This is a genomic window from Calothrix sp. PCC 7507 (assembly GCF_000316575.1).
GTDB lineage: Bacteria > Cyanobacteriota > Cyanobacteriia > Cyanobacteriales > Nostocaceae > Fortiea.
On the sequence record NC_019682.1, the window covers coordinates 4,311,969 to 4,337,069 of the forward strand.

The window sequence follows — 25,101 nt, forward strand, 5'->3', positions numbered from 1 at the left end:
GAAAAACATGCCCCTGGATTTACCAGTTGCCCTAGGGGTGCAACTTTATAATACTTAACACCTAATTATTAGGCGACTTAACTAGCAAAATATCAAACATCGTTCAACAACCCTGGATAATCAGTCTACAATTTACCAAATCTTTAAATATATGAAGTATTTTTAAAGCTGTGAGGAGTTATAAATAAAGGTTTTGTCAAGAGTCAAGAGTTTAAGAGGCAATAGGTTATTCTTCCCCAGTCAACAGTCCCCTGCTCACACATTGGCTGTGGTGCTAGGAACACTACTTGGCAGGGCCGCCGCTTGAGTGCGTTGTGGTTCTCCGAGCATGACGATTGAGCAAGTGAGTTGCCTAGCTAGCTGAGTTGTAACATCGCTAATTGCTAAACCCCCAGGACTAGTGCGATTCCGGATAAAGGGCAAAACTACCAAATCATATAATCGTGCGGCTTGTAAAATAGCTTGGGCGACATTTTCATGGGCGATGATTTGAATTTCTGGGGGATTTGGCAAAGCTAATTTAGACACTAGTAGAGAAAGATGCGATCGCCTAGCGGCAATTTTGCTGGAGCTGGTGCGGCGATCGCACACATTCAGCACAGTCACTTGAGCTTGATTGGCCTCCGCCAACATCTGGGCTAGTTGCACAGGTTGCAATGCTGGTGAGATCAAGTTTTCTATGGGAACTAAGATGCGTTGAATTTTCTTGGGTGATTCTACCAGACGTGTCACTGCTACAGGACAATGGGCTGCCCAAAGCACGTTATCAATGACATTGCCAAATAAACGCGCTCGCAACCCAGTTCTTTTACCCCAACCCATGACAATTAAACTCGCCTTTTGTTCACGAGCGGCGCGGCTGATTCCTTGAGCGAAAGCATCATCAATGCGGAGTAAGGGGGATGCTTCCACACCTAATGCCCGACTTTGGGCTGTAGCTTTGAAGAGTAGCCGCTCACTCCGTTGCAGAGAAGCTTCTAATTGTGGTGCATCCATTTGCGCCGCTGCAGTAGCGATCGCTAAGGGGATAATTTTGCCACTTGCTTGACTTGCCAATAGTGCAGCCAATTCAATTAAATACTGCTGAGTATGAGGATTATATATAGGTACTAAAATCGTGAAAGCGTTATCTGTGGCTTCTATATTCGTCTCTGGAAGGGTTGTTGGCGCAGGTTCTGCAACTACACTAGAAGTTAAACCGACAGCGCAGCGACTGGTAATCAACGGCCCTATTGTTGATGTCACCAGCATTAATACAACAACGCTGTTTAATACTTCCGGTGAGATTAACCCAGCCCGATATCCTACCAATGTTGCGGCTAATGTCGCACCCACTTGGGGAATTGACAATGACCAAATAGTCAACATTTCCCGCCAATTATAGTGGTATAGCAGTTTTGTTAACAAAGCGGCGAGCAATTTACTGGCAATCAAGCCGAACACAATCAAGAGCGTTAACTTGACGGTGATCGCGCTAGTCATGAAAGCTGGGAGATCAATCAGCAAACCCAAGTCAACAAAGAAAATGGGAATAAATAATACACTGCCAACAAATACTACCTTTTCTTTGACTGGCCCTTCGCCTACAACTTCATTAACTGCTAAACCTGCTAAAAAAGCGCCGATAATTTTTTCTACCCCGATCAATTGTGCGCCCACAGCAGCCAGAAACACGGACAGTAGCACAAATAAAAACTGGTTGCCTTCATCACCTCCAGAGCGGCGGAAAAATTCTTTACCTGCCCAATCAAAGCCTACCAAAACAGCGACTGAGTAAATAGTTAACCACCCAGACAAGGTAAGTAATTGTGCTAAGTTGAATCCTCCGTTATGAGCAGATGCTACACAAATCGTTAATACCAAGAGTGCGCCAGTATCGGTAAATATTTTAGCGCCGATGGCGATCGCAACGGCTTCGTTGCTGACTACTCCCAAGCGACTAATTAGGGGATACGCCAAAAGACTGTAGGAAGCAAACAAAGAGCCTATTAATATTGATGTTAGCCAGCCAAAGCTAAAAGCCTGCCCGATTAACGTTCCTGCCAGTAGGGGAATAAAGAAAGTGAAAATAGCAAAACCAAAGGAGCGATTTTTGCGGCGGCGGAACTGTTCGATATCGACTTCTAACCCGGCGACAAACATCAAATAAACTAACCCAATGTCTGATAGCAGGTTAATCATTGGTGATTCTGTCTGGAATAGATTCCAGCCTGCAGGGCCGAGTACTACCCCAGAGATCACCAAACCCACTAATCCTGGTAGTCTGAGTCGCTCAAACAGAATGGGTACTACTAAGATAACCACCAGCAAAATTGCAAAAGGCACAATTGGTTCTTTGCCGAGAACTGAGGGATTTGGTTCCAGCGCCAGAACTTGTGATATGAGTTGCATAGGTAGGACTTGAAAGGGCGATAGTGGAGCTGCGATTACCTTAGGGGCAATCGCCCGTTCAAATGTAAAAGCCACCCTGATGAAAAATCAGAAAAATTTTAACTTACACTACCTAGGCAATTGTCTAGGAACTAACTACCTATGGGTGGATTTGGCTTAAAATGAACCGCAAGCGATCGTAGTCGTCTTTCAGCAGTACGCTGAGGGTTCGTCCAGCTTTGATTAGCCATTCTCGATCAGCTTTGCGTAACTGATAAACCTCTCGAATCGCGGCTGCAGCCAAAGATTCCACAGGCGCACTGTTGACTGCAAGTAGTGTCCGCAAAAATTCTAGTTCTGCGGTGAATTTAATGATGGCTTCTGGTTCACACCGATAGACAGCTTGGTGGATTTGCGGTGGTCTTGGTGGTAGATATTGATACACCCTAGAACTAGAACCTCTACTAGGGGATGGCGGCTCAAATCCCACGATCGCCGCCCTAAATTCTGTTTTGAGCATGGCGAATATCTGGGGTTGTTCCTCTCGCAAGTCTTGTAAGGATAACCCTAAAGCTACTGCTCGATGTACAGAATCAATAGGCATGGTAGTTGCAAAATATACTACCCCATAAACTTGATTGCCCGTTTCTTCATCTAGGGCACAAACCCAGCTACCAAAAGGAGGCATAGGGGGGAAACTCAAGTCTGCCGGTTCCAAACACTGTGCCAGAAATTCGGTAGTAGTGGTTTCGATTACCTCGGCAATGTGGCCGGGGTGGCGATCGTTAGTGGCAAATTGTGGTAAAGGAAGGCGCATAGTAGAAGTATGAAGTATGAAGGATGAAGTATGAAAATTTTTGTCCTTCATACTTCATCCTTTGTTTTATTTCCCTTTTTTCTTACCTACAGTCTCGACAACTTCCAATTCAGGTAGGCGAAAGGTAACTAATTTATCCCAGTTACCACCTTCAAACAATACGGCTACCTTGCCATCACTTACCCGTTGTACGAGTCCTTCATAGCGATAATAGGTATCTGCGGGATTCTTTACTCGAACAGTTGCTCCAGGCAGGATCATGATATTTACCTTCGCTTACTTCCTTTTACTAGCTTAATACTTGTCAGGAGTCAGTTGTCCGTTGTCATTGGTCATTTGTGATCCACTGCGGCTTTGTGGGCAGAAAAGACGAGTATTTCCATGATTCGAGCCATAACTGGGAATCGGTGGAGTAATTTCAGACTTCAGACTTCAGACTTCAGACTTCAGTTGACTCAGGAATAATACTTTTGTCGCTGGCGGAAATTTGCTACTGATTCGACGATTCCCAAACAAATGAAGTTGGTAAGCATGGCAGAACGTCCGTAACTCATCCAAGGTAGGGGAATTCCGGCGACAGGTGCTAAACCAACCGTCATGCCAACGTTAACAAGCACCTGAAAGACAATCATGGACAGAACGCCGATGGCCAAAAGTGAGCCAAAATTGTCTTTGGCAGTTTGAGCTATATGTAGTAGGCGGAGGCAAATTAAGCAGAAGACAAACAACACTATTAAACAACCAACAAAACCGAATTCTTCGCCCACAGCCGAGAAAATAAAGTCTGTATGTTGTTCTGGTACAAAATTTAATTGTGTCATTGGGCCTTTAAACAAACCCCATCCCCAAACTTCACCACCACCAATAGCAGTGCGAGATTGTATCAGATGATATCCAGCACCACGGGGATCATGTTCAGGGTTAATAAATACACTTAGTCTGTTTTTTTGATACGGTTTCAATACGTGGTTCCAGGCGAAGACTCCTAATTCACCGCCTAACATGTTGAGACTCCAGGCACCTATGGCACTCAGACCAAATCGCTGCCAGGGGAGAGTCTGCCAGCCTACCACACCCATAATCGCTGCCCAAACTAAGCCTAAAGGTCCGAAAGATAGTTCTTTGAACAAAACTAACGGCTCTGATAAAGGCCAAGATATGCTAAACAAAATGGCAGCAACTACAGGAGAAATTAATAATATCAGCCAACCTGGATTAGCATTTGCCCAGTACAACATCCCTAAAACGATCGCCCCAAATACCAATGAAGTTGCTAAATCAGGCTGTATAAATACTAACAGCCAAGGTAAAGCTGTGAATGCCAAAGCACGGATAAAATTGGGTAAAGTAGAGGCTGTGCGCTTGTGTAAGAGAGCCGCTAGGGTGATAATCACGCCAATTTTGGCAAATTCTGAGGGTTGTACATTAAAACCCAGAACATTAATCCACCTTTGTGCCCCTTTAGCCTCGATACCACCTACCCTGACTGCAATTAAGCTGATGTTAGTCAGTGCGTATATTACCCAGTGCCACTGCAGTAAATTTTCATAACGGCTACGAGCTAAAAATAAGGCGATCAAAGTGCCAATACCTGCTACCAGCCAGTGCCACCACCAGTCTGTGACTGGTTGCTTGAGTTCTGTACTGAGAATCATGATGCCACCAAAGATGCTGACACCAATGGGTAAACAAAATAGTAGCCAATCTACTTGCTGCCAAGGTTTAACCCAAGACTTCCAGCGAATTTTGGGGAGCGATCGTTTTAACAACATTGTGCGAGTTTAGACTTGATCTCTTAAATTTTAAATTTAGCGAATACTCTAAATCTGTATTCCTAGGCTACAGCCCAGGAACCAGATAAAAATTCAGATTTCCTATGTTAAGGCAGCAACTGATACTTTACCAGCAATGTTTAGGGCGATCGCTCTTAAGGCTTTTGCTGATGCTGAATCTGGCTGGGCTACAACTATCGGTATGCCGTTATCACCGCCAACTCTTGTGGAAATCTCTAGGGGTACACGTCCTAATAACGGCACTCCCAATTCAGCGGCTGTTTTCTCACCACCACCAGAACCAAAGATGTCATACTGCTTATCCGGCATGTCTGGGGGTATAAAGTAGCTCATATTTTCTACTATCCCCAACACAGGTACGTTCATCTGCTGGAACATCCGCAATCCTTTACGAGAATCTAACAGTGCTACGGTTTGCGGTGTGGTGACAATAACTGCTCCTGCCATCGGTACTGCTTGTGTCAATGTTAACTGGGCGTCCCCTGTTCCCGGTGGCATATCGACAATTAAATAATCGAGTTCTCCCCATTCCACTTGATAAAGAAACTGGCGAATTACTCCGTTTAGCATTGGCCCCCGCCAAATCACTGGCTGATCTCGGTCAATTAAAAAGCCCATCGAGACTAATTTGACGCCGTGATTAAAAGCAGGTTCCAGGACATCACCTTTTTCACTGGGGCGGACTACAATCTGAGCGTCAGCCAGTCCTAGCATTGTGGGGTCATTAGGCCCATAAATATCTGCATCCAGCAAACCAACTTTTGCCCCTGTTTGCGCTAGCGCCACTGCTATATTCACCGCTACCGTACTTTTACCAACGCCACCTTTACCGCTGGAAACAGCAATAATATTTTTCACACCAGTAACGCCAGTGCGATCAGGCAAACTTTTTTGTTGGGGTGTTTCTGCTGTCACTTCCACATTAACATCCGTCACACCTGGAAGTTTTTTCACCGCTCTTTTGCAGTCTTCAACAATAAACTCACGCAAGGGACAGGCGGGTGTGGTCAACACTAAAGTGAAGTTAACCTTGCCACCGTCAATTGTGACGTTGCGAATCATATTCAGTTCTACCAGACTTTTTTGCAGCTCTGGGTCTTGCACTGGTCGCAACACTTCTAGGACAGAGTGGGAATCTAGGACATCGTACATAGTGTTTTCACCGTTGCCGCCGTAATAAAACTTAAGAAATTTTTCTTATCACCTACACTAGGATCTTATACTTTTGCGAAATACCAATTGATCATTAATTATTGGGCATTGGTCATTTGTCATTTGGCATTTTTTAAGAGTCAAGAGTCAAGAGTCAAGGGTCAATAATTATTAGTTATTTCTCCCCAATCCCCAATCCCTGCTCACTGAGCGTAGCCGAAGTGCAGTCCCCAATCCCCATGCCCCATGCCCCATGCCCTAACAATCAAAACAACTGTCGTTGAGGGATTTTTTCTTATTTGACACGGCTTGCAATGCGGCCTTTTCGACTGCTTCGACTAAAGAACGGGCAACGCGATCGGCGTAGGGGCGGGTAAATGACCAAATCAGCGGTGATAACCAACCGCGTAGGGTGACAGAATAGGATAGGCACGTGCCGCAAACGGTGGATTCTACTTGGTACGTTACCCGTTCCTCGATACCAGGAATTGCCAAAACTCGAATACTCAAAAGTTCTCTAGGATTGACGCGCTCCACAAAAATTTGGATGGGAATCGGCGAAAAGCGTGTCATAGCTTGAAAAATTAATCCTGGTTTAGGTACTAATCCCCGCGGGACATTGGTACTTTTTAGTAGTGGATGCCAGGAAACGTCTGTTAAGTCAACTACCTGTTGCCAAAGTTCATCTACAGTTGCAAAACTTATCTCTCGATATGTCCGCACGAGAGAGGCGCAAAATCGACGACGTTTGCGATCGCTAAATTGAGATAACCAACTTCGCATTTGCCTAATCCTCCTAGCTACACAGCTTTCTGGTAACTCTGGCTGGAAAGTGTTGAGTCATGAGTGCTGAGTCCTGAGTAAAAAACTAGTCCCCAGTCCCTGGTCACTGAGCTTGTCCTGAGCGTAGTCGAAGGGCGCAGCCGAAGTGCAGTCTCGTTGTAAACTCAGCCAGAGCCTAGTGTTTACACTAAGCTGTTCCGATCAAAAAAATTCAGAAAAAAAAACTTTATCAATATACAAGCCTATACGCATTTGAGGGAAAATAACTTTAGTCATGCCCATCAATTGTCTAAATGCTTGACCATCAAGAAAAAGCAAGTTGGGCAAATTGAGTCTGATTGTTGGCTTGTGTTGCCTGCAAATTTTTAGACTGAAAATTTGGGGCTTTCTGGAAATTGTAATTTAGGTTCGGGAATCTTATGTTGACCAACTCGCAAACCCCCACTCTAAAAGTAGAATCATCCAAATTTTTACCACCAACTGACGGTAAGACTAGGGTTCGTCAGTTTATGCAGCAGTTACAAAGCGAAATTAGTCAAGGGTTGGAAAACTTGGATGGTGTGGGTAAGTTTAAGGAAGATGGTTGGGAACGCCCAGAAGGTGGTGGAGGGCGATCGCGTATTTTGCGTGATGGTGCAATCTTTGAACAAGCTGGTGTAGGGTTTTCTGAAGTCTGGGGAGATCATCTACCACCTTCAATTTTAGCCCAGCGTCCAGATGCCGACGGACACCCTTTCTACGTCACAGGTACTTCAATGGTGCTGCATCCTCGCAATCCATATGTACCAACTGTCCATTTAAATTATCGCTATTTTGAAGCTGGGCCAGTTTGGTGGTTTGGTGGTGGTGTTGATTTGACTCCCTATTATCCCTTTGCTGAAGATGCGGCACATTTACATAAAACACTGAAGCAAGCCTGCGATCAACACAACCCAGAGTATTACCCAGTATTTAAGCGCTGGTGTGATGAATATTTCTATCTTAAGCACCGGAATGAAACCCGGGGTGTTGGTGGTCTGTTTTTTGATTACCAACATAGTGAAAGTGGTTTATACGGCGGTCCCGATCCCAAAGGAGCAGCAGCGGCTTACAGTGACCAAGTGGGAAAACCAGCACCCCGGAGTTGGGAAGAATTATTTGCTTTTGTGCAAGACTGTGGTAGAGCGTTTTTGCCAGCATACGTCCCCATTGTCGAACGGCGACATGGGATCGAGTATGGCGATCGCCAACGGAATTTTCAACTCTACCGTCGGGGTAGGTATGTAGAATTTAACTTGGTCTATGACCGAGGCACAATTTTTGGTCTACAAACCAACGGCCGCACAGAATCAATCCTCATGTCCCTACCACCCTTGGTACGTTGGGAATACGGTTATCAGCCAGAACCCAATTCCCCTGAAGCTGAATTGTATGAAACCTTCCTCAAGCCCCAAGATTGGAGCAACTGGACACCAACTAAGTAAAAGCAAAGGGGCAGGGAGCAGGGAGCAAGGGAGATAGTTGAGGCGCAGTAAAATCTTCAGATGTTGCGCTAGATTCCCTTTTTGTACTGAGCGAAGACGAAAGCCACTTAGTCCAGGTCATTTCCCTCTGCCCCCTGCCCCCTGCCTCCTACCTATTAGTATCCCTGGCTACTCAATATCATTTTGGTGAGTTACACTACTGATAAATAAGCACTTAGCAAAAAAAAGTGACATTTTTAGCTGTAGCTTGTTAACCTCAAGTATCAGCACTGGATCATTCTGTTTAGTGGTGAGTCAAGAAATTTACTAAAGCACTAGCATAATTGCTAGTCATAGGAAAATCATATTCCTAGCACAGCAAGTCTCTTGGCTCATCACTAACAGCCCGTATACAGTAGCAGTTAATTCTGAGAGGAGTGCCACAAGGGGGCCTAGTGATTCAAATAGAACAAAAAACTTATACAACCCAAGACAGTAATACTATTATTGTTTTGACACCAACAGGTCGTTTGGATATCACCACTGCTTGGCAATTTCGCCTGAAGTTACAGGAGTGTATTTCCAAACTCAGCCACCACGTAGTTGTGAATCTCGGTCAGGTAAATTTTATTGATAGTTCTGGACTGACATCTTTAGTAGCCGGAATGCGTGATGCGGATAAAGTCAAAGGCAGTTTCCGCATTTGTAATGTACACCCAGAAGCAAAACTGGTGTTTGAAGTCACAATGATGGACACGGTTTTTGAAATATTTGAAACTGAAGACGAAGCGCTAGAAGGTGTACCTCGTAGCATGGCCAGTTGAAAAGGAAAGTAGGCGGTTATAAACCGCACGCCAGTTGCTACTCTACGAGAAGCCGCTCCGCGTCTACAAGTCGGCAGAGCCGACGACAGTCACCTCAAGTCGGGAAACCCGCCCACGGCGCTGTCTCCCCAACGCACTGGCTCGTCTACACAAACAAAACCTGCCTCCGCAGGTTTCAAACTCTTAATTTCTCGTTAGTCCGCGGAGGCGGACTTTGCCTGTGTAGCTGCGAATTCTATTCGCCTTGGCTTAAGTTGACACAGGTTTACCCTGCGGGAAGATGCTCCATGTTTATCATGAATTACCCCTACGCAAGAATCAGGTTTTTGGTCACATCTTGCGTAAGTCTTAATGAAATTACCTCATCTTTTCTCAGCACTTAATACTGGATACGCTTAGAGTAGCGATAAGGGCCTATAGTCGCGCCCCAAGTGGCTTTCCCCGTCTCTGAGTCAATCCCTTTGTCGTAACTGTAAAATTCTTTGGCAGTAGCTTCAAACCCTAGAGAAACTTGAATGCTATTGCCAAGATAAGTAAATTGGCAACAAGTATTTGGCGGTGGGGTAGCAGCAAACTTATAGTCGTTGGTAGCTAGTGTTTGCTTAGTAACGGTGAGAAAACAACCTGGCAACAAATCTAATTGCTCTGATGTGAGTGTATTCAGTAAAGCAGGGTTCTTACCTGCGCCTCTCAAGGCACTGGGATCTTTAGGCATGTAGTACTGTACTTGCAGTTGTGCATCATCGTCGCGCCGTGGCAATAAACGGATAATTCGCTGACGGTAAGGATTGTCTAAGTTGATCACATTTGCTTGTTCGGCAAACAGTGTAATGCTGTCTTCTAAAAACAAATTAACTGGTCTTTGCCATAAGCGCAGGTGGACATACCAAACAGGATCAGCTATGGCTTGCGCTTGATTGTCAAATTCACCAGATAGATACTCACCTAAAACTATTAAATCTGGGGAAAGGGTCATAAATTTTGATGCACAACTATAAAATGTGGTAACTTTGGGCTAGTGCCTCAAAAAAGAAGGCTGCTGAACCTTGCAACTGCAAGCTTAGTCAGGAACTCTGATTTGCAAACATTGTAAGTCACCACCCGCAAGCAAAAACCTTAACTTGGCAAAGTAGCCTTTAAACGAGAGAATACAAATACGTCGCCCTTAACATTTTCTTTGTGAATAACGTCCGTACTGTCTCTGATACAAAGCGAACTTTCTACAATCTTCATACCCGTCCAATCAACACGATTTATCGTCGGGTGGTGGAAGAGTTGATGGTGGAAATGCATCTACTGTCAGTAAATATCGATTTTAGCTACAATTCTATTTATGCCTTGGGTGTCGTCACGACCTTTGACCGCTTCATGCAAGGCTACCTACCAGAACGGGATCAAGAATCCATTTTTAACGCCCTGTGTCACGCTGTAGAGCAGGAACCGCAACGTTATAGACAAGATGCGGAACGATTGCGAGTTTTGGCTAAAAGTTTGCCAGCTAATGATTTGATTGCATGGCTCTCTCAAACCACTCATTTAGATCAAGATGCTGATTTGCAAGCACAACTGCAAGCGATCGCTAACAATCCTAACTTTAAATACAGCCGCTTGTTGGCAATTGGTTTATTCACTCTATTGGAACTGTCAGATCCAGAATTAGTCAAAGACGAAAAACAACGCAACGAGGCTCTAAAAGCTATTGCTACTGGATTGCAGTTATCTGATGAAAAACTCAACAAGGATTTGGAGCTATATCGCTCTAATCTGGACAAGATAGCACAAGCACTAATAGTGATGGCAGATGTTCTCTCAGCCGATCGTAAAAAACGCGAACAGCGCAAACAACAATCAATTACTCCAGTAGCACCTCCCAGTACTAACGAATAGTATCGTCAGACAATTTTGGATTTTGGATTTTGGATTTTGGATTGACCCCACAGATAAATCCCTACGGTGTACACACAAGTGCTAGTAAACTACTAAGGGAAGGAGTTGTGGGGAGTAAAAGGTGGTGGAAAATCCAATAATGATTCACGCTCAACAGTGGGATGGAATTGCTTTTGGCGACCCAAGGTTGATAAAAAGGGGGCAGCATTGTACCAAGCAATGGAAAAACATCAATCAGTCAGCATTCGCCAAATAAGTAGAAATAGAGCAGAACAGGTGGGGTACTACCGCTTTTTGTCGAATGAGAATGTGACAATAGGGGAATTAGTCGGCAGCCTATCAGACCACTGTGTATCACAGGTAGAAGACAAGCATATATTAGCCATCAGTGATAGTAGCGAAATTAACTTGCAGTCTCATGTTGGTAGGTTGAAAGCAGAGGGTCTAGGTGTAGTCGGAAACAACACAGACGTAGGGTTTTATATTCATCCAACTTTAGTATTGGATGCAGAGAATGGATTTCCATTGGGATTAAGCACAGTAAAACTGTGGACGCGAGAGATAGACCATGCCGATAAGCATGAACGAAATTACAAAAAGTTACCGATAGAGGAAAAAGAATCATACAAATGGCTGCGTTCAGCCGATGAAACCCAAAGATGTTTAAGTATTGGTAATGCCAAAATGGTGACTCATATCGCCGATAGAGAAAGCGATATGTATGAAGAATTTACGACCGTACCAAATCGCAAAAATCACGTGTTGGTCAGAGCGCGCATTGACCGTCGCCTCATAGGAAAGACCCAATCGCTGTATGCGTATTTAAACCAACAACCTAGCGAGGGGACTTATACCGTGGATGTTCCAGCAGATTCACGTATTGGTAGAACCGCAAGAGAGGCATTATTAATTGTGCGCTGTGCGCTGGTAAAAATTCAACGTCCAGAGAAATTGAGTGCCAAAGATTATCCCCCTAGTGTAACGCTTTACGCCGTGGAAGCTGTGGAAGTCAACCCACCTGCGGGTACGGAACCGATTCATTGGCGATTGTTGACCACCCACCAAGTTGTTTGTCTAGAACAAGCACTACAAATCATTAGATGGTACACATGGAGATGGCGAATTGAACAACTATTTGCCATCCTCAAAACTGCTGGTTTAAATCTCGAAGCTACTCAGCTTGAGTCCATTGCTGCCATTAAGCGACTGAGTGTTTTAGCTTTGTCAGTAGCTGTGCGAATTTTACAAATGATTCAGGGACGGGATAATCCTGAGTTGTCTGCAAATCTAGCTTTTTCGGATGAGCAACAGCAATGTTTATCTACTCTTGCACCAACTGTAGAAGGTCACACTCCACGTCAACAAAATCCCTATCCTCCTCATTCCTTACCTTGGGCTACCTGGATTATTGCTCGTCTTGGTGGTTGGTCTGGTTACAAGTCTCAAAAACCTCCAGGAATTACTACTTTGACTCGGGGGCTTAAGCAGTTTGAATCCACCTTTTTTGGCTGGAAACTCGCTCTGGGTCTACTTGTGTGTACACCGTAGCAGATAAATCCAGGGGCTTGGGAATTTTACCCAACAGGATTTTGGATTGATTCCACGGATAAATCCGCTTGCTCTGTAGCATCAAGAAATTATTGGTCAATTGAGAACTGCTATCTAGTTTTCAAAATAAATAGCACGAAGCCCAAAACCCCTGAGTATGTGGTTCCCTATAGAACTGCATACTTGTTTTATCAGTTATCAGTTATCAGACTTTTCACTGTTGACTGTTCACTGATTTAGATATGGGATTTAAGTAAGTCGGCAAGAAAATTTTAATGTATGTAAACAAATATAAATCAACGTAGTGGCGTGGCAAGGCTAAAATGATGCATTAATGCAATCAAATGAACCACCCATAAAAGACAATCTCGTTCAGTTGCTCTCGTAGGGAACATCCTAAATCTTTTCGGTAAGCCGATAACCTTACTAGTGCCGTGCCCCTACAATATCCTAAATCTTTTCGGTAAGCCGATAACCTTACTAGTGCCGTGCCCGTACAATGTATTTTTGGTTAACGCACAAATTTAGGCTTGACACGCCAGTAGGGTGTGTTAGCGGAGCGTAACGCACCATCCATAATTCAAGGTGCGTTACGCTTTCAGCTAACGCACCCTACATTTTAAATTTCTTAACATAATTATAAATATTTCCACCCACCTACTTAGGGCAAAAATATTAATATTAGCTAGAAGCTTTAAACACCTAATAATTTGTATATCAGGTTATTGACGATAGTGAGTGCAAATGCGCCAATCACAGCACTCCAGATGCCAAAACGTAAGCGAAAGCCTTCCACTAACCAAGCAGCAATACTAAAACAAACAACGGCAATCATAAATGTGAATAAGCCAGATAACAAGTCAAACGTCAAAAAACTTGGTACTACAAATACCAAGCGTAAAATCGGTCTGATCACTGCCGTGACGATACCAAGAACTGCTGCGGAAAGGAATGCCTTATCTGGTGCGTCTATTTCTACTCCCAAGGGTAACTTGCTAATAATCAGCAAGCTAACCGCCGTTACCACCCAAACAATCAAAACTGTCCCAATTTCATTCATTGCCACAACCTTTGAAACGTGAATGGCGATTGGCGATAAATTACTCAGTCTATCGACAGAAAAATTTTTGCAGCCCAACCAAGTTATTTTTTAAATTAGCAGGATTTTTTTCTCTAGTCGGAATTTATTTTGGATATCTTTAGGATTGGGGATTGGGAACTGGGGATTGGGCATTAAAAAACTCTCCTGTCTCCTGTCTCCCTTATCTTCCTCATCTCCTCTGTCCTCCTTCCTTTTTTCCTGGTGCTAAAGGCGCTTGGGGCGCGGGGGCGTTGGGAACCACAGGAGAAACACCAGGATTGTTAGGAATGATACCTTGGCCTGGTTGGGATTGATTAGGTTCTGTGGGTAAGGGTAAGGTAGGGTTGATATTGTCTTGGGGGTTAGTGCCAGGAACAGGTACGGTATTTGGGACGACTGGTGCTACACCAGGATTAACGGGGAAGGAAGGCTCAATAGGAATATTTGGGGTTGTAGATGGTTGATCTTGCCCTGGTATAATTCCCAAGGATACGCGATCGCCTCCTACTTGCCGCAACAAATCTAATGTCTGGACGACATCGTTGTAAGTTGCTGTGCGTGATGCATTCAGCACCAAAGTACCAGTAGGGTTTTCTTGGACATATTTCTTTAATATCTCAGCCAACTGTCCCCGTTGTACAACCTGTTTTTCCACGTAAGTTTGACCAACAGCATCAATAGTCACAGGGAGTATATTACCTTTACCCTGAGAAGTGAGACCAGCAGCGGTACCTGTACTAGCTTTGGGTAACTCAATATTAATTGCTTGACGTGTAAGTTGCACAGATGCTAACAAAAAAAACGTCAGAATACAAAAAACAACATCAATTAAAGGAATAATTTGAATTTGGACTTCCTCAGATGGACTCTGCTGATTAATTTTCATCTTCTCTCTATTACCCCAGATTCAATGTGGAATGCTTGATTATTGCTCAGGATCTAATGAATCAGATTTCTCCGGGAGTTCAGGAGGATTAGAAAACCTGTTTTTATTTCGTTTAGGAGGTGGTGTAAAACTTTCCTGTGAGGATTCTCGCAAAATTATCTCTGAACTATTGCTAAAATCAGGCGGTGACTGGCGATAAAGCAACTCCAAATCATTTCCCGCCTTGCGAAAAACTTTTACTTGGTTAATCACAAGACCTTGGAATAGACGGTAGAATATCAAACTAGCGATCGCAACTATTAGACCAGCTGCTGTACTAATTAAAGATTCTCCAATCCCAGTAGATGCCTTTGCCACATCGCTAGTGCTAATACCTTCCAAAGAGCCAATCAAACCCAAAACTGTACCCAACAATCCCAATAGCGGGGAAATAGTAATCACCGCTTCTAAAAGTTTTTCGCCCCGACGCATCCCCGCCAACTCATCTTCCGCCGTTGACTCTAGAGCCAATCGAAAGGTTTCCGTATCATTTTTCAACAGCCGTAAAGGGGCGTAGAGAAATCTTCCAATCGGCTGATTTGTAGCCTGTCTAGCGATATCCGCCGCTGCTTCCCAATTTTCAGCAGCAGCATTGAGAACACGAGCAACTATTTCTTTTTCCTGATTCAAAATTCGCAACCAGAACCATAGACGCTCAAAAATTACACTTAAAGATAGAATCGACAAAGCAAGTAGCGGCCACATTGCTAGCCCGCCCTTGTAAAACAAATTTAAAATATCCACTGTTTAGATCTCCTCCCTCCATTTTTAGAGCAATTGACTCAAAGCACTTTAATTTTAGAGATTAATGCACCATTACCATACGTGTATGCCAAATTACATTGTTTTGTAGAAACTTCTAGAATAATTGGGGCGGTTATTCCCACCGGGAGTTTAGAACATAATTTGTCACAATAAAAGATAACTGGAGGTTCAAAACATGAAATTTTCAATCCAATCAGTTTACGCTTGGTATCGCAACTTGCTTCGCAACCCACAATACCGCTGGTGGGTAATTTTAGGAACACTCGTTTATATTCTTAGCCCCTTTGATATCCTCCCAGACATCATACCCATTGTGGGAGAAATTGATGATGTTTTCCTTTTAACCTTGCTAGTTACTGAAGTTTCTGGGCTAGTGATTGAAGGCTGGAAAGCCCGTAAAGGTAGTGTCGACACTGCAGCCCCAAGCACCCCAGAGGATTCTACCTCCACCGGAAATACTATCGATGTTGATGCCGTCTCTGTCAAGTAGTTTTGCAAACAAAATAAAATTTAATTAATCCCCTACTTTTGTTGTATGTTGCTAACTGCGCTGGAAAGTAGGGGATATTTTTGTATTAAATTCAGTTAACTGTTCACTGTTAACTGTTAAAATTATCACCCTAAAGAATGAGTATTTTTTATTTATATTTAGTAGTCTAAATTACTAATGAATAACCGTAAAATTAACAAACAGCAAGTCATTGGACTACTACCTGCGGGCGGACAGGCTACGAGGATATCCCCTTTACCGCTAAGTAAAGAGTTATACCCAGTTGGCTTTCAGAAACGTAGTGATCAATATCACCTTAGTCCGAAAGTAGTTTCTCACTATCTGCTCGAAAAAATGCAACAGGCAGGGATTAGTGAAGCATACTTTATCTTGCGTCCTGGTAAGTGGGATATTCCAGCATATTTTGGGGATGGTGCAATGCTGTCAATGAGCTTGGGCTATTTGATTATGGGATTACCTTTTGGTGTTCCATTCACTTTAGATCAAGCTTATCCCTTTGTTCAAGATGCAATAGTGGCGCTGGGGTTCCCGGATATTTTATTCCAGCCAGAGGATGCTTTTGTGCATTTACTCACACGTTTAGAAGCTGGTAACGCTGATGTTGTTTTAGGGTTATTCCCTACCGATCAACCTCAAAAAGCTGGGATGGTTGATTTTGATGATACAGGTAAAGTCAGCTTAGTAATTGAAAAACCTCAGCAGTCGGATTTGCGGTATATGTGGAGTATTGCAGTTTGGACACCGGCTTTTACTCGATTCTTGCATGAGTTGCTCCTGTCTCTGGAGACTAATAATTTGTCGCAGCAACCAGAATTACCGATTGGCGATGTGATTCAGGTGGCTATTAATCAGGGTTTGCGAGTGGAAGCAGAGGTGTTTGCAGATGGTAGTTACTTAGATATTGGCACGCCGGATGATTTAAGCCGCGCTGTGCAACAATTTAGTATTTTAAACGCAGAGGGGCGCTGAGGTAGGCGCTGAGGTTCGCAGAGTGAAGATTAGAGGTTGTTGGCGATGCGTTTGATGCCGCCTTCTTTGAGGCGAGGGACATTAAAGTTGATAAGCAGGCCTAGTTTGCAGTTTGCTAGTTTGAGATAGGTGATGAGTTGTATAGTGTGAATTGGTTTTAAGGATTCTACGGATTTGATTTCGACAATCACTTTGTTTTCAACTATCAAATCTAATCGATAAGCGCACTCTAATTGCACATCTTTATAAACTAAAGGCAAAGGTATTTGCTTACCAACATTCAATCCAGATTGCTGGAGTTCATAATCCAAACAAGCCTCATAAGCCGACTCCAATAAACCCGGTCCTAACGCCGTATGTACCCTCATCGCACAACCAATAATTACGCCAGTCAAATCATTCTCTGTCATCCTCAGCGAACCTCCGCGCTTACCTCAGCGAACCTCTGCGCTTAAAACTCCTTCACAAACTCAGTCAAGAATCTGAACGCCTTCAAAATGTAACTCACACAATCTCTAGGCGAGGTATTATAGAACGATCGCCAAGCCGAAGCTTTATCCTCATCATAGCGATCGCCTCTTTGAGGATGTTGCTCTAACCATGCTAATCTCACGGCATGACCGATTAATACATCCAAGACGATATACTCTTCAATTTGCAGTTCTGGGTTATTAGCAGCGATCGCCGCTAACTCCATTAGTGCTTCAATATTAACTTGGCGATATTCTGGAGCTTCAATTTTATTCAGTAGATGCTCCACTAACAAAGCAAAATTCCTTTCACTGGCAGTCATTTCTGATAGCATCAACTCGCTATCTAAACGATTGCGTCGCTCTAGCTTATCGCCAATCACCAGACCTTTGCAATGTTGCATTAATAGCCAAACTTGCTGAAAAAAGTCCTTGGGTACGCGGTTTAATGCACCTTCGGCTTGGCGAAACCGTCGCCAACCCCCTGGTGGAACTTCGATTTCTTCCCCAATTGTGGGTAGCACCACCCAAGCGATGTCACTTTCTTTTTGCTTGACGTGTAATGATTCTTGTTGACGTAACAGGTTACTCATTCCTGTATAGCCAGTTAATACTTGACGCAAACGCGCTTTGACTTCAAAAGGCGACAATTCCATCAAGTGTTCGTATGCTTCGCCTTGAGTAACATGCAACTCTCTGGCTAATTCGCTGGTAATCAGCAAGATGAGATAACCGACTCTGAAGGTTAATAGTCCTTGAAACAGTTCAGGTTCTGTGCGGATGAGGATACCAAGATAAATAATAATCTCTTGCGTCAACACGCGATCGCGGATATCCTCACGACAAAAATGATTGATTTTCTCCGCAATCTCGTTGTGAGACATGGGTACTGCAATCAGAGATGCTTCACTGTAAGCTTTCCCCACAGAAATTTGCTTACCCCGTACCAAAATACTCGTCACTGTATCTGACAAGCTGATATCCACCATCTGACGCAACCCAGCAGCACGACGCACCACTCCCCAAGTACCTGTATCTCCAGCTTTGGTGTATACTTCATCCAGTAAATCGGCTACGGTGACGCGGTATTGTGGCCCCCCAAATCCTGTATTGAACTCTAAACCCTGCAAACGAGTTAAAGTCTGCAATAACTCAATTTGCTCATAAATATTTTCGGACGATCGCAAATGAGAAAGCAACAACCCCAAGTTAGTTTCACTTTCCATCCGAAACTCTTGGGTATGCCCTAAGCGCCAGCTTCTCACTGGACTGTAAGCTAGATAATAGCAACGTGGGGCAGCATTTTTCATCGGCGACTGGGAAAAATCCGCATTTTGCAGAAAATCAATGCGTTGTATCCCAGTGGTAAGCATCAGCTGATTGAGTCGCCCTAATTTCACCTGTATCCCGTTACAAACACCATCCTTTAGTTCTTGCATTAGTTCTAATAATGTCTCCGAACCAGTTTCTAACATGGTGTGTGTCAACATTAAAGTTAAAATAGGACGCCCCAAATCGCTCCAATATTGTTGAATATAAGCGAGTTCACTTCTAATTTGATCTAAAAGAAAATGGTAATCGAGAGTTAAATAAAATTGCTGGGAATCTAAAAAAGATGGCAAAAATACAATTGTCTCCCCACAAATCCGAAAGATTCTCGATGTTGTCAAACTCCTGAGTCGTCTGGTTGGACGACCTGTTAAACCGAGTTTATCGTTGCGGCCAATCTGCGTAAAAATAGCAGAAAGTTCCCCGGCTTTTCTCACTTGAATTGGTTCTACTTGCTTGGGTGTTTGCGTTTCAATACCATAAACTTCTAATTTTTTCTGTAAATCTTCATCTTCTGCTAATAAGGCAATTTGCACTAAAGCTTGGCGATTTTTACCTACACACAAATGTCTACCCAAAGGGTCAATATCTCCAACGGCTAATAATCCTTCAGTTAACATCTGTCCGAGAAAATATAAACTTTGCGCCCACACCAAGGGGACATTTTCATTAGGTAAACGAATTTGACTTTGGGGAGATAACTTTTCTGCTTCTATATGCTGTTCTGGAACATAATAAAGTTCTGGTAATAGCCGCAAACCATCATGTTCTACTAGTAATGATGCTAAACACTGTTGATAATAGTCAACTTGCGCTTGTTCGCCACGGAATAAGCCATCAAGAACTAAATAAGTGAAAAATAGCGGCCATTCACACTCAATATGCTCAAATTGTTTCAGTTCCCACGGTTCGTAGTGCAAACGTTGGGTGTCTTCTAAAACAGTTTGGTGTCCATCACGCAAAAAGCGTTTACAACCGTATTTTCCTTGCAGTTTGGTGATAATTTCATTCAGAGTGCGATCGCGTAGCGTCTCTGACTCTACCGCAAAAGCCGGAAAACTAATAATACTCAACAACGCTGCATCAATTTCCTTAGAGCCGGATTCTCTCGGTAATAAGGACTCTAGTGTAATCCTGGCGCGGGCGATTTCGTCTGGTAAGACATGAATAACTGATGCTTGACTCCCACGCACACCAAACAAATCTAACCCGTTAATCGCTTCTAAAGCCGCCTTCGCCATCCCCACAGAACTGGCGTTTAACTCCGCACTACCATGATTAATCTTATTACCTCGTTCCCAAATGCCATAGTCTGGGGTGCGGTAAGCTCGTCCAATATAGTAAACCAAGTTTTGGACAAAATTGACTTCATCAATTGTATAAATTATTTGTAACCCAGAAGCAGTCATCTGGGACAAAATCAATAAGAATATAGATGTAGCGTCAAGTTGTAAATGTCCCCATTCGTCATCACCGACAACAATGTCGCCAGTACTGGTGTTGTATTTAGCGTGTAAACCATCCAAGGGCGACTGAGTGTGTTTAAATTGCTCCACTTTCGCGCTTTGTCGCATCATCGCAAACAGCAACCCACGCATCAACTTGATGACGCTGTGTTCTAGTTCATAAGTGCGTCCCTTGTCTTCGTCAATCTTGCGATATGCAAGTGCTAAACCCCAAACTGCCAAAATGCTATAAACATTGTCTCTTACCCAAGCATCTGTGTAATCACCATGAGCCGTTACCGCTGTACTCGCAGGTAATAAACCAGTAATGGGATTTTGACGAGCCAGGATAATTGTCTTAATTTCCTGGTAATAATTCTCCAGACGAGTGTGCATTTCGGTAACAGTTTTCATGATCTTACTCTTAGCAACTTGCAGAACGCGACCCTGTGACTGTGAAGTCAAAGATATCAGCCCAGCCAGAAAATGTTCTTTAATCTGGTGATGCTGTGACAGCTAGGGGTGGTGTGAATTACTCATTATCTCGTGTTTCTCAACATCTGGTGACATCATTGTCAATAAAGCATAACCAAGCACAAATGTAAGTTGGGTTGAGGCGCAAGCGAAACCCAACCTTGCATCAGGAATTAACGCAATGGCTTAATGCAACACTGCGTCCCTGGTTTAAGGCATGGTGAATAGAGGAGAGGCTAGGCGATCGCACTGATTTTGAGTTGCCGGAGCGATACCTGATGGTAAGCTTACGCTAAGAGGATGATTTCTATATAATTTAGATGGCGCACTGATTGCCATAAGCCAAAGGCTTATCGCTCCCCGTATCGCAGGATATTTGAAGGTAAGGTAAACTGTACCCTAACGGATAAGGGAACTCTATGAAAAAAGTTACATTAACGGAATTGAGTAATAATATTGAGCGTCTATTAGATGAGATACTAGAAACAGGTATCCCAATCGAAATTAATAAAAATGGTAAGCTGTTAAAAATTGTTCCTATAGAAAGAAATGATAAACTTAAAAACTTGATTTTTAAGCCAGATATTATTCAAGGAAATCCCGATGATTTAGTTAATATAACTTGGGAGCGGGAGATTAATATTGATTTACCTTGACACTCATGTCGTGGTGTGGCTCTATTCTGGTTTGACAGATAAATTAAGTGAACTTGCTAAAAGTTTAATTAATGATAATGAAATTTATATATCACCAATTGTTCGATTAGAGTTGCAGTATTTATACGAAATAAAACGCATTACACACCAACCGGATACAATTATTGCTGAACTATTCGAGCAGATTGATTTACAGATATGCAGTAAAAGCTTTAACCAGATTATTAGTATTTCTTTGGGAATTAATTGGACTCGCGATCCTTTTGACAGGATTATTACGGCAAATGCTCAGATAGGTAACAATATACTACTGAGCAAAGATGAAAACATCCTAAATAACTATATTTGTGCCAAATGGTAGGACTGCAATGAAAGTATAATTGCCGTTTAGAGGTTGTTTGAAAAGTGGTTGGCTGTGATTTTAATCGAATTATTATCCCCCTTAATCCCCCCGATGTCATGTGGGGAAACAAGAAATCTAATTCCTCACGCCACTTGCTTTAAGTCGGCAAAGCCGCCCAATGCAGTGGCTCCCCTAGAAAGGCTACCGTGTACACACAAGTGATTTAATCACCCCAAAACCTGGAAAAGTAGGGGAGCCAGTCACGTGGGCGGGTTTCCCGACTTGAGGGAACTGGCGTTGTGTGATGCCGGAGGCTAACGCACCATCCGAGATTTGCGGTGTGTTAGGACGGAGTCTGTAACCACACCAAAGCCTTTGGACGGCGCGTTACGCAACGCTTTCACACCCTACGTGTATTTTGTATGGAATTCAATATAAAAATTTTGACGGCGTATCTATATTCCACTTGCTCAAAATTCATCCCACAGTCAGAAGCGGTGGGTTTTGTTTATTGTGTTATTTTGTAAGGAAGCTATCTGCTGCTTAGGAATTAATTTCATAAGTGTCCACATCCGCGCTGCTACCTTAACAGAAATTGTGTTACTTAGGAATACTTAAAATTGTTGTCTTTGGCTGACCAACGCGTACTCAAACGGCGTATATTAGCAAACTGCAATAAAATCATTTGGTGGATGTGCGCGAGCTAAATTCAACTCTTGTAACAGCCTAATAGCTGTCTAATTGCGCTCAAGCAGAAAATTTGATCCAGTAGTAGGACTATTAATACCAGTAATTGGTTGAACTAAAGGAACAATATTCGGTATAATCACACAAACCTTCCGCTAATAGCAAGATAAAGACTACTTCTAGTGTGGTAAATATTTTAACTCTGTGAAGTTTGCCAGTAAATTCGGATATTGGCTTGACACAGATTGTGACAGTAGTAAAATCTACTCTAATCAAACGAAAATCAGGGTAAATAAGTTAGCTACTTGTGTGTAATATCACCGATTTTATACACTGATACTTGCATCTACCGGATAACACCATTCCGGGTTAGTATTATGACTTAACGATGCCTGATTAGATATCGAAATTGAATTGTTGAATTTTATGGACCACAGTCCACAAGACGGCAGTATTAACCTCCTCTGAGCTGGTAGGGCACTCTCCCAGCGTGGGGGAGACCATAGGAGGTATTATGCTTATACAGGATGTTCGCAATTCAGTTGTTGACGTTTCTGACTTAAACCAGCTCAAATGGAGTTTAAATCATTTACAACCCGTTGATGCTGGTGAGTACATTGCACAATTGCCTAAAAAACAGCGGGCGATCGCTTTCCGCCTACTTAATAAAGCTCATGCAATTGATGTTTTTGAATATCTGCCCACAGAAGTACAAGAAGAACTGATCAATTCTCTACATGACGTTCAAGTAGTACAACTTGTGGAAGCAATGAGTCCGGATGAACGGGCAGAATTGTTTGACGAACTACCTGCTGGGGTAATCAAACGGTTATTACAGGAATTGAGTCCAGAACAAAGACAAGCCACGGCGACGATTCTCGGTTATACCGAAGGCACCGCTGGGCGGGTGATGACAACAGAATACGTGCGGTTGCGGGAAGGATTGACTGTCGGTGAAGCCCTCAGCAAAATCCGTCGTCAGGATGAAGACAAGGAAACAATTTACTACGCCTACGTTACAGACGATAATCGCACTCTAGTGAGTGTGGTTTCTTTGCGCCAGTTGCTATTTACGTTCCCTGAAGTATCAATCCGAGATATTGCTAGCGATCGCGTCATTAAGGTGAGAACCGAAACTCCCCAAGAAGATGTCGCCCAAATCATGAAGCGTTATGACTTAATCGCGATCCCGGTAGTTGATCGGGAAGATAGATTAGTCGGTATTATCACGATTGATGATGTGATTGATATTTTGGAGGAGGAAGCGACAGAAGATATTCAAAAACTAGCCGGTGTGAGTGGTGATGAAGCGGCTTTATCTGCTCCCCAAGTCACGATTCTTAAGCGTTTACCTTGGCTATTGGGAATCATGGCGCTGTATATTGGTGCTGCGAGTGCGATCGCCCCTTTCCAACCAGTAATCTCTGCTGTGCCCGTTTTAGCCGTGATCATGCCGATTTTTTCTAACACTGGCGGTACTGTTGGTATTCAAGCATTAACGGTAACAATTCGCGGTTTAGGTGTGGGTGAAGTCACACCCAGAGATACCCTCAAAATTCTCCGCAAAGAACTTTTAGCCGGTTTAGGTACCGCCTTAGCTTTATCAATCACAATGATTTTGCTGTCCTTGATTTGGGCAAAACCCCAAGAGCGATGGGTGGCACTCATTGCAGGCATGGTGATGGCAACTAATACAATTGTTGCTGTGACTCTCGGTACTTTACTACCAATGGGTTTAAAGCGACTCAAGTTAGATCCTGCTCTCGTTAGTGGCCCTTTAGTGACAACAATGCTCGATACCATTGGGTTTTTAACGTTTCTGAGCCTAATTTCTCTAGCTTTAAATGTGTTCCATCTACCACATTAATGTCGCTAGCAATTTTGGTTTATTAAAGTCTTTCGCATTGACGCAAATAAAGTTTTTTGCACTTCCTAGCGTCTTTGTGAATGACAATGATTAATCTTATATGTAGCGCTATTTTTTTTGATATCAATAACTACAGTCATCAGTCTGTTCACTGATTTAAAGCATCTACCAATCTGAGTGCAATTCAAAGACTCGCCTCTCCTAGTTTATATCTCTGAGATATATGCCTGAGAAATAGTGATGCCAAGAGAAAATAAAAGCAAGTACGCCATCCTGGGAATATTGAGTTTTGGGCCCCAATCCGGTTACGACATCAAAAAAAAGATTGAATCCAGCACCAGCAATTTTTGGAGTGAGAGTTATGGGCAGATTTATCCCATTCTCAAACAATTCGTGGCTCAAGGATTGGCAACGCAATCGATTAAACCGCAAGTTGGCAAGCCAGATCGTCACGTTTACATGCTCACAGACAAAGGTTTGATGGAGTTGCAACAGTGGTTGACGGAACCTGTCGAGCCACAAGTAGATAGAATCGAGATTTTGTTAAAGCTGTTTTTCGGAGAACAAACGACTGTAACTGACAACATTCTTCATGTAGAACAATTCCGTAAGCAGCAACAACAATTGTTGCAAAAATATCAAGCGATCGCCCAAGCAGCACAAGACGCTGATCAAATCAATACCCCCTACTGGCTGATGACAGCTAGCTATAAGCTGCATGTGACTCAAGCTTTGATTAATTGGTGTGAAGAAACCTTAGCTAAACTCAATCAAATGGCAGAAAAAATATAAATAGGTTTGTCATTTGTCAAGAAGAAGGCAATAGGCAATAGGTTATTCTATCCCAATGCCCAATGCCCCATTCCCTATTTCGATAGAAGACAGATGGTATTATTGCCTCTGCATATGTAAATTAAAAAGCTGTAGAGACGAGATTAATCCCATCTCTACACAGAAAAATGA

Annotated in this window: 23 protein-coding genes; 10 read left to right on the forward strand and 13 right to left on the reverse strand. The window is 43.2% G+C overall.

Going from position 1 to position 25,101, the window contains the following annotated elements; all coding sequences use genetic code 11:
- Nucleotides 1-255: 255 nt before the first annotated feature.
- The 6 genes from CAL7507_RS18405 to CAL7507_RS18430 form a co-directional block, all read right to left on the reverse strand.
- Entirely contained in the window at nt 256-2,391 is a 2,136-nt protein-coding gene (locus tag CAL7507_RS18405; protein WP_042342270.1) for a cation:proton antiporter, read from the reverse strand.
- Between the two features lie 139 nt (nt 2,392-2,530).
- Nucleotides 2,531-3,187: an HAS-barrel domain-containing protein gene (locus CAL7507_RS18410; RefSeq protein WP_042342271.1), complete on the reverse strand. Its 657-nt coding sequence runs from the start codon at nt 3,185-3,187 to the stop codon at nt 2,531-2,533.
- Between the two features lie 66 nt (nt 3,188-3,253).
- Entirely contained in the window at nt 3,254-3,448 is a 195-nt protein-coding gene (locus CAL7507_RS18415) for an NAD(P)H dehydrogenase subunit NdhS (protein WP_015129994.1), read from the reverse strand.
- A 194-nt stretch (nt 3,449-3,642) separates the two neighbouring features.
- On the reverse strand, nt 3,643-4,959 hold the full coding sequence (gene rodA, locus CAL7507_RS18420; RefSeq protein WP_015129995.1) for a rod shape-determining protein RodA: 1,317 nt from the start codon (nt 4,957-4,959) through the stop codon (nt 3,643-3,645).
- Between the two features lie 102 nt (nt 4,960-5,061).
- Entirely contained in the window at nt 5,062-6,132 is a 1,071-nt protein-coding gene (locus tag CAL7507_RS18425; protein ID WP_015129996.1) for an Mrp/NBP35 family ATP-binding protein, read from the reverse strand.
- Nucleotides 6,133-6,390: 258 nt separating this feature from the next.
- Complete coding sequence (locus CAL7507_RS18430) at nt 6,391-6,915, reverse strand: hypothetical protein (protein ID WP_015129997.1); 525 nt, start codon at nt 6,913-6,915, stop codon at nt 6,391-6,393.
- Nucleotides 6,916-7,334: 419 nt separating this feature from the next.
- Here CAL7507_RS18430 and hemF point away from each other — a divergent pair, with 419 nt between their 5' ends.
- Together hemF and CAL7507_RS18440 are read left to right on the forward strand one after the other, a co-directional pair.
- Nucleotides 7,335-8,378 carry an oxygen-dependent coproporphyrinogen oxidase gene (gene hemF, locus CAL7507_RS18435; RefSeq protein WP_015129998.1) on the forward strand — a complete coding sequence of 348 codons (1,044 nt, stop codon included), beginning with the start codon at nt 7,335-7,337 and terminating at the stop codon, nt 8,376-8,378.
- 434 nt (nt 8,379-8,812) lie between these two features.
- Nucleotides 8,813-9,181 carry an STAS domain-containing protein gene (locus CAL7507_RS18440; protein WP_042342273.1) on the forward strand — a complete coding sequence of 123 codons (369 nt, stop codon included), beginning with the start codon at nt 8,813-8,815 and terminating at the stop codon, nt 9,179-9,181.
- 379 nt (nt 9,182-9,560) lie between these two features.
- Here CAL7507_RS18440 and CAL7507_RS18445 read toward each other — a convergent pair whose 3' ends face one another.
- Nucleotides 9,561-10,157, reverse strand: a complete 597-nt coding sequence (locus tag CAL7507_RS18445; protein ID WP_015130000.1) for a chromophore lyase CpcT/CpeT — start codon at nt 10,155-10,157, stop codon at nt 9,561-9,563.
- A 203-nt stretch (nt 10,158-10,360) separates the two neighbouring features.
- Between CAL7507_RS18445 and psb29 the strand changes: the two genes are divergently transcribed.
- Together psb29 and CAL7507_RS18455 are read left to right on the forward strand one after the other, a co-directional pair.
- Entirely contained in the window at nt 10,361-11,068 is a 708-nt protein-coding gene (gene psb29 / locus CAL7507_RS18450) for a photosystem II biogenesis protein Psp29 (RefSeq protein ID WP_015130001.1), read from the forward strand.
- 219 nt (nt 11,069-11,287) lie between these two features.
- Nucleotides 11,288-12,616, forward strand: a complete 1,329-nt coding sequence (locus CAL7507_RS18455; RefSeq protein ID WP_042342275.1) for an IS4 family transposase — start codon at nt 11,288-11,290, stop codon at nt 12,614-12,616.
- 694 nt (nt 12,617-13,310) lie between these two features.
- Here CAL7507_RS18455 and CAL7507_RS18460 read toward each other — a convergent pair.
- The 3 genes from CAL7507_RS18460 to CAL7507_RS18470 form a co-directional block, all read right to left on the reverse strand.
- Nucleotides 13,311-13,676, reverse strand: coding sequence for a phage holin family protein (locus CAL7507_RS18460; protein ID WP_015130003.1), 366 nt, complete (start codon nt 13,674-13,676; stop codon nt 13,311-13,313).
- Nucleotides 13,677-13,887: 211 nt separating this feature from the next.
- The gene (locus CAL7507_RS18465) at nt 13,888-14,583 is read right to left on the reverse strand and encodes a biopolymer transporter ExbD (RefSeq protein WP_015130004.1); all 696 of its coding nucleotides are present in this window, start codon (nt 14,581-14,583) and stop codon (nt 13,888-13,890) included.
- 39 nt (nt 14,584-14,622) lie between these two features.
- On the reverse strand, nt 14,623-15,366 hold the full coding sequence (locus CAL7507_RS18470; RefSeq protein ID WP_015130005.1) for a MotA/TolQ/ExbB proton channel family protein: 744 nt from the start codon (nt 15,364-15,366) through the stop codon (nt 14,623-14,625).
- A 196-nt stretch (nt 15,367-15,562) separates the two neighbouring features.
- Here CAL7507_RS18470 and CAL7507_RS18475 point away from each other — a divergent pair, with 196 nt between their 5' ends.
- Nucleotides 15,563-15,877, forward strand: a complete 315-nt coding sequence (locus CAL7507_RS18475; protein WP_015130006.1) for a YkvA family protein — start codon at nt 15,563-15,565, stop codon at nt 15,875-15,877.
- Between the two features lie 192 nt (nt 15,878-16,069).
- On the forward strand, nt 16,070-16,867 hold the full coding sequence (locus CAL7507_RS18480; protein ID WP_042342276.1) for a sugar phosphate nucleotidyltransferase: 798 nt from the start codon (nt 16,070-16,072) through the stop codon (nt 16,865-16,867).
- A gap of 29 nt (nt 16,868-16,896) precedes the next feature.
- On the opposite strand, the gene CAL7507_RS18485 is transcribed toward CAL7507_RS18480, so the two are convergent.
- The 3 genes from CAL7507_RS18485 to CAL7507_RS33455 all read right to left on the reverse strand — a co-directional run bounded on the left by CAL7507_RS18485 (nt 16,897) and on the right by CAL7507_RS33455 (nt 20,924).
- Complete coding sequence (locus CAL7507_RS18485; RefSeq protein WP_015130008.1) at nt 16,897-17,277, reverse strand: GxxExxY protein; 381 nt, start codon at nt 17,275-17,277, stop codon at nt 16,897-16,899.
- Between the two features lie 41 nt (nt 17,278-17,318).
- Nucleotides 17,319-20,525: a glycoside hydrolase family 15 protein gene (locus CAL7507_RS18490; RefSeq protein WP_015130009.1), complete on the reverse strand. Its 3,207-nt coding sequence runs from the start codon at nt 20,523-20,525 to the stop codon at nt 17,319-17,321.
- Nucleotides 20,526-20,795: 270 nt separating this feature from the next.
- Nucleotides 20,796-20,924: a hypothetical protein gene (locus tag CAL7507_RS33455; RefSeq protein ID WP_255348316.1), complete on the reverse strand. Its 129-nt coding sequence runs from the start codon at nt 20,922-20,924 to the stop codon at nt 20,796-20,798.
- Between the two features lie 80 nt (nt 20,925-21,004).
- Here CAL7507_RS33455 and CAL7507_RS18495 point away from each other — a divergent pair, with 80 nt between their 5' ends.
- The 4 genes from CAL7507_RS18495 (at nt 21,005) to CAL7507_RS18510 (ending at nt 24,930) form a co-directional block, all read left to right on the forward strand.
- A complete protein-coding gene (locus CAL7507_RS18495; RefSeq protein ID WP_015130010.1) occupies nt 21,005-21,241 on the forward strand; it encodes a type II toxin-antitoxin system Phd/YefM family antitoxin in 237 nt (78 codons plus the stop codon).
- Nucleotides 21,228-21,602 (forward strand): type II toxin-antitoxin system VapC family toxin, encoded by a 375-nt coding sequence (locus tag CAL7507_RS18500; protein WP_015130011.1) that lies wholly within the window; start codon nt 21,228-21,230, stop codon nt 21,600-21,602. Before CAL7507_RS18495 ends, CAL7507_RS18500 begins: the two co-directional genes overlap by 14 nt.
- A 1,183-nt stretch (nt 21,603-22,785) precedes the next feature.
- The gene (gene mgtE / locus CAL7507_RS18505) at nt 22,786-24,138 is read left to right on the forward strand and encodes a magnesium transporter (RefSeq protein ID WP_015130012.1); all 1,353 of its coding nucleotides are present in this window, start codon (nt 22,786-22,788) and stop codon (nt 24,136-24,138) included.
- A 240-nt stretch (nt 24,139-24,378) separates the two neighbouring features.
- A complete protein-coding gene (locus tag CAL7507_RS18510; RefSeq protein ID WP_015130013.1) occupies nt 24,379-24,930 on the forward strand; it encodes a PadR family transcriptional regulator in 552 nt (183 codons plus the stop codon).
- Nucleotides 24,931-25,101 lie beyond the last annotated feature (171 nt).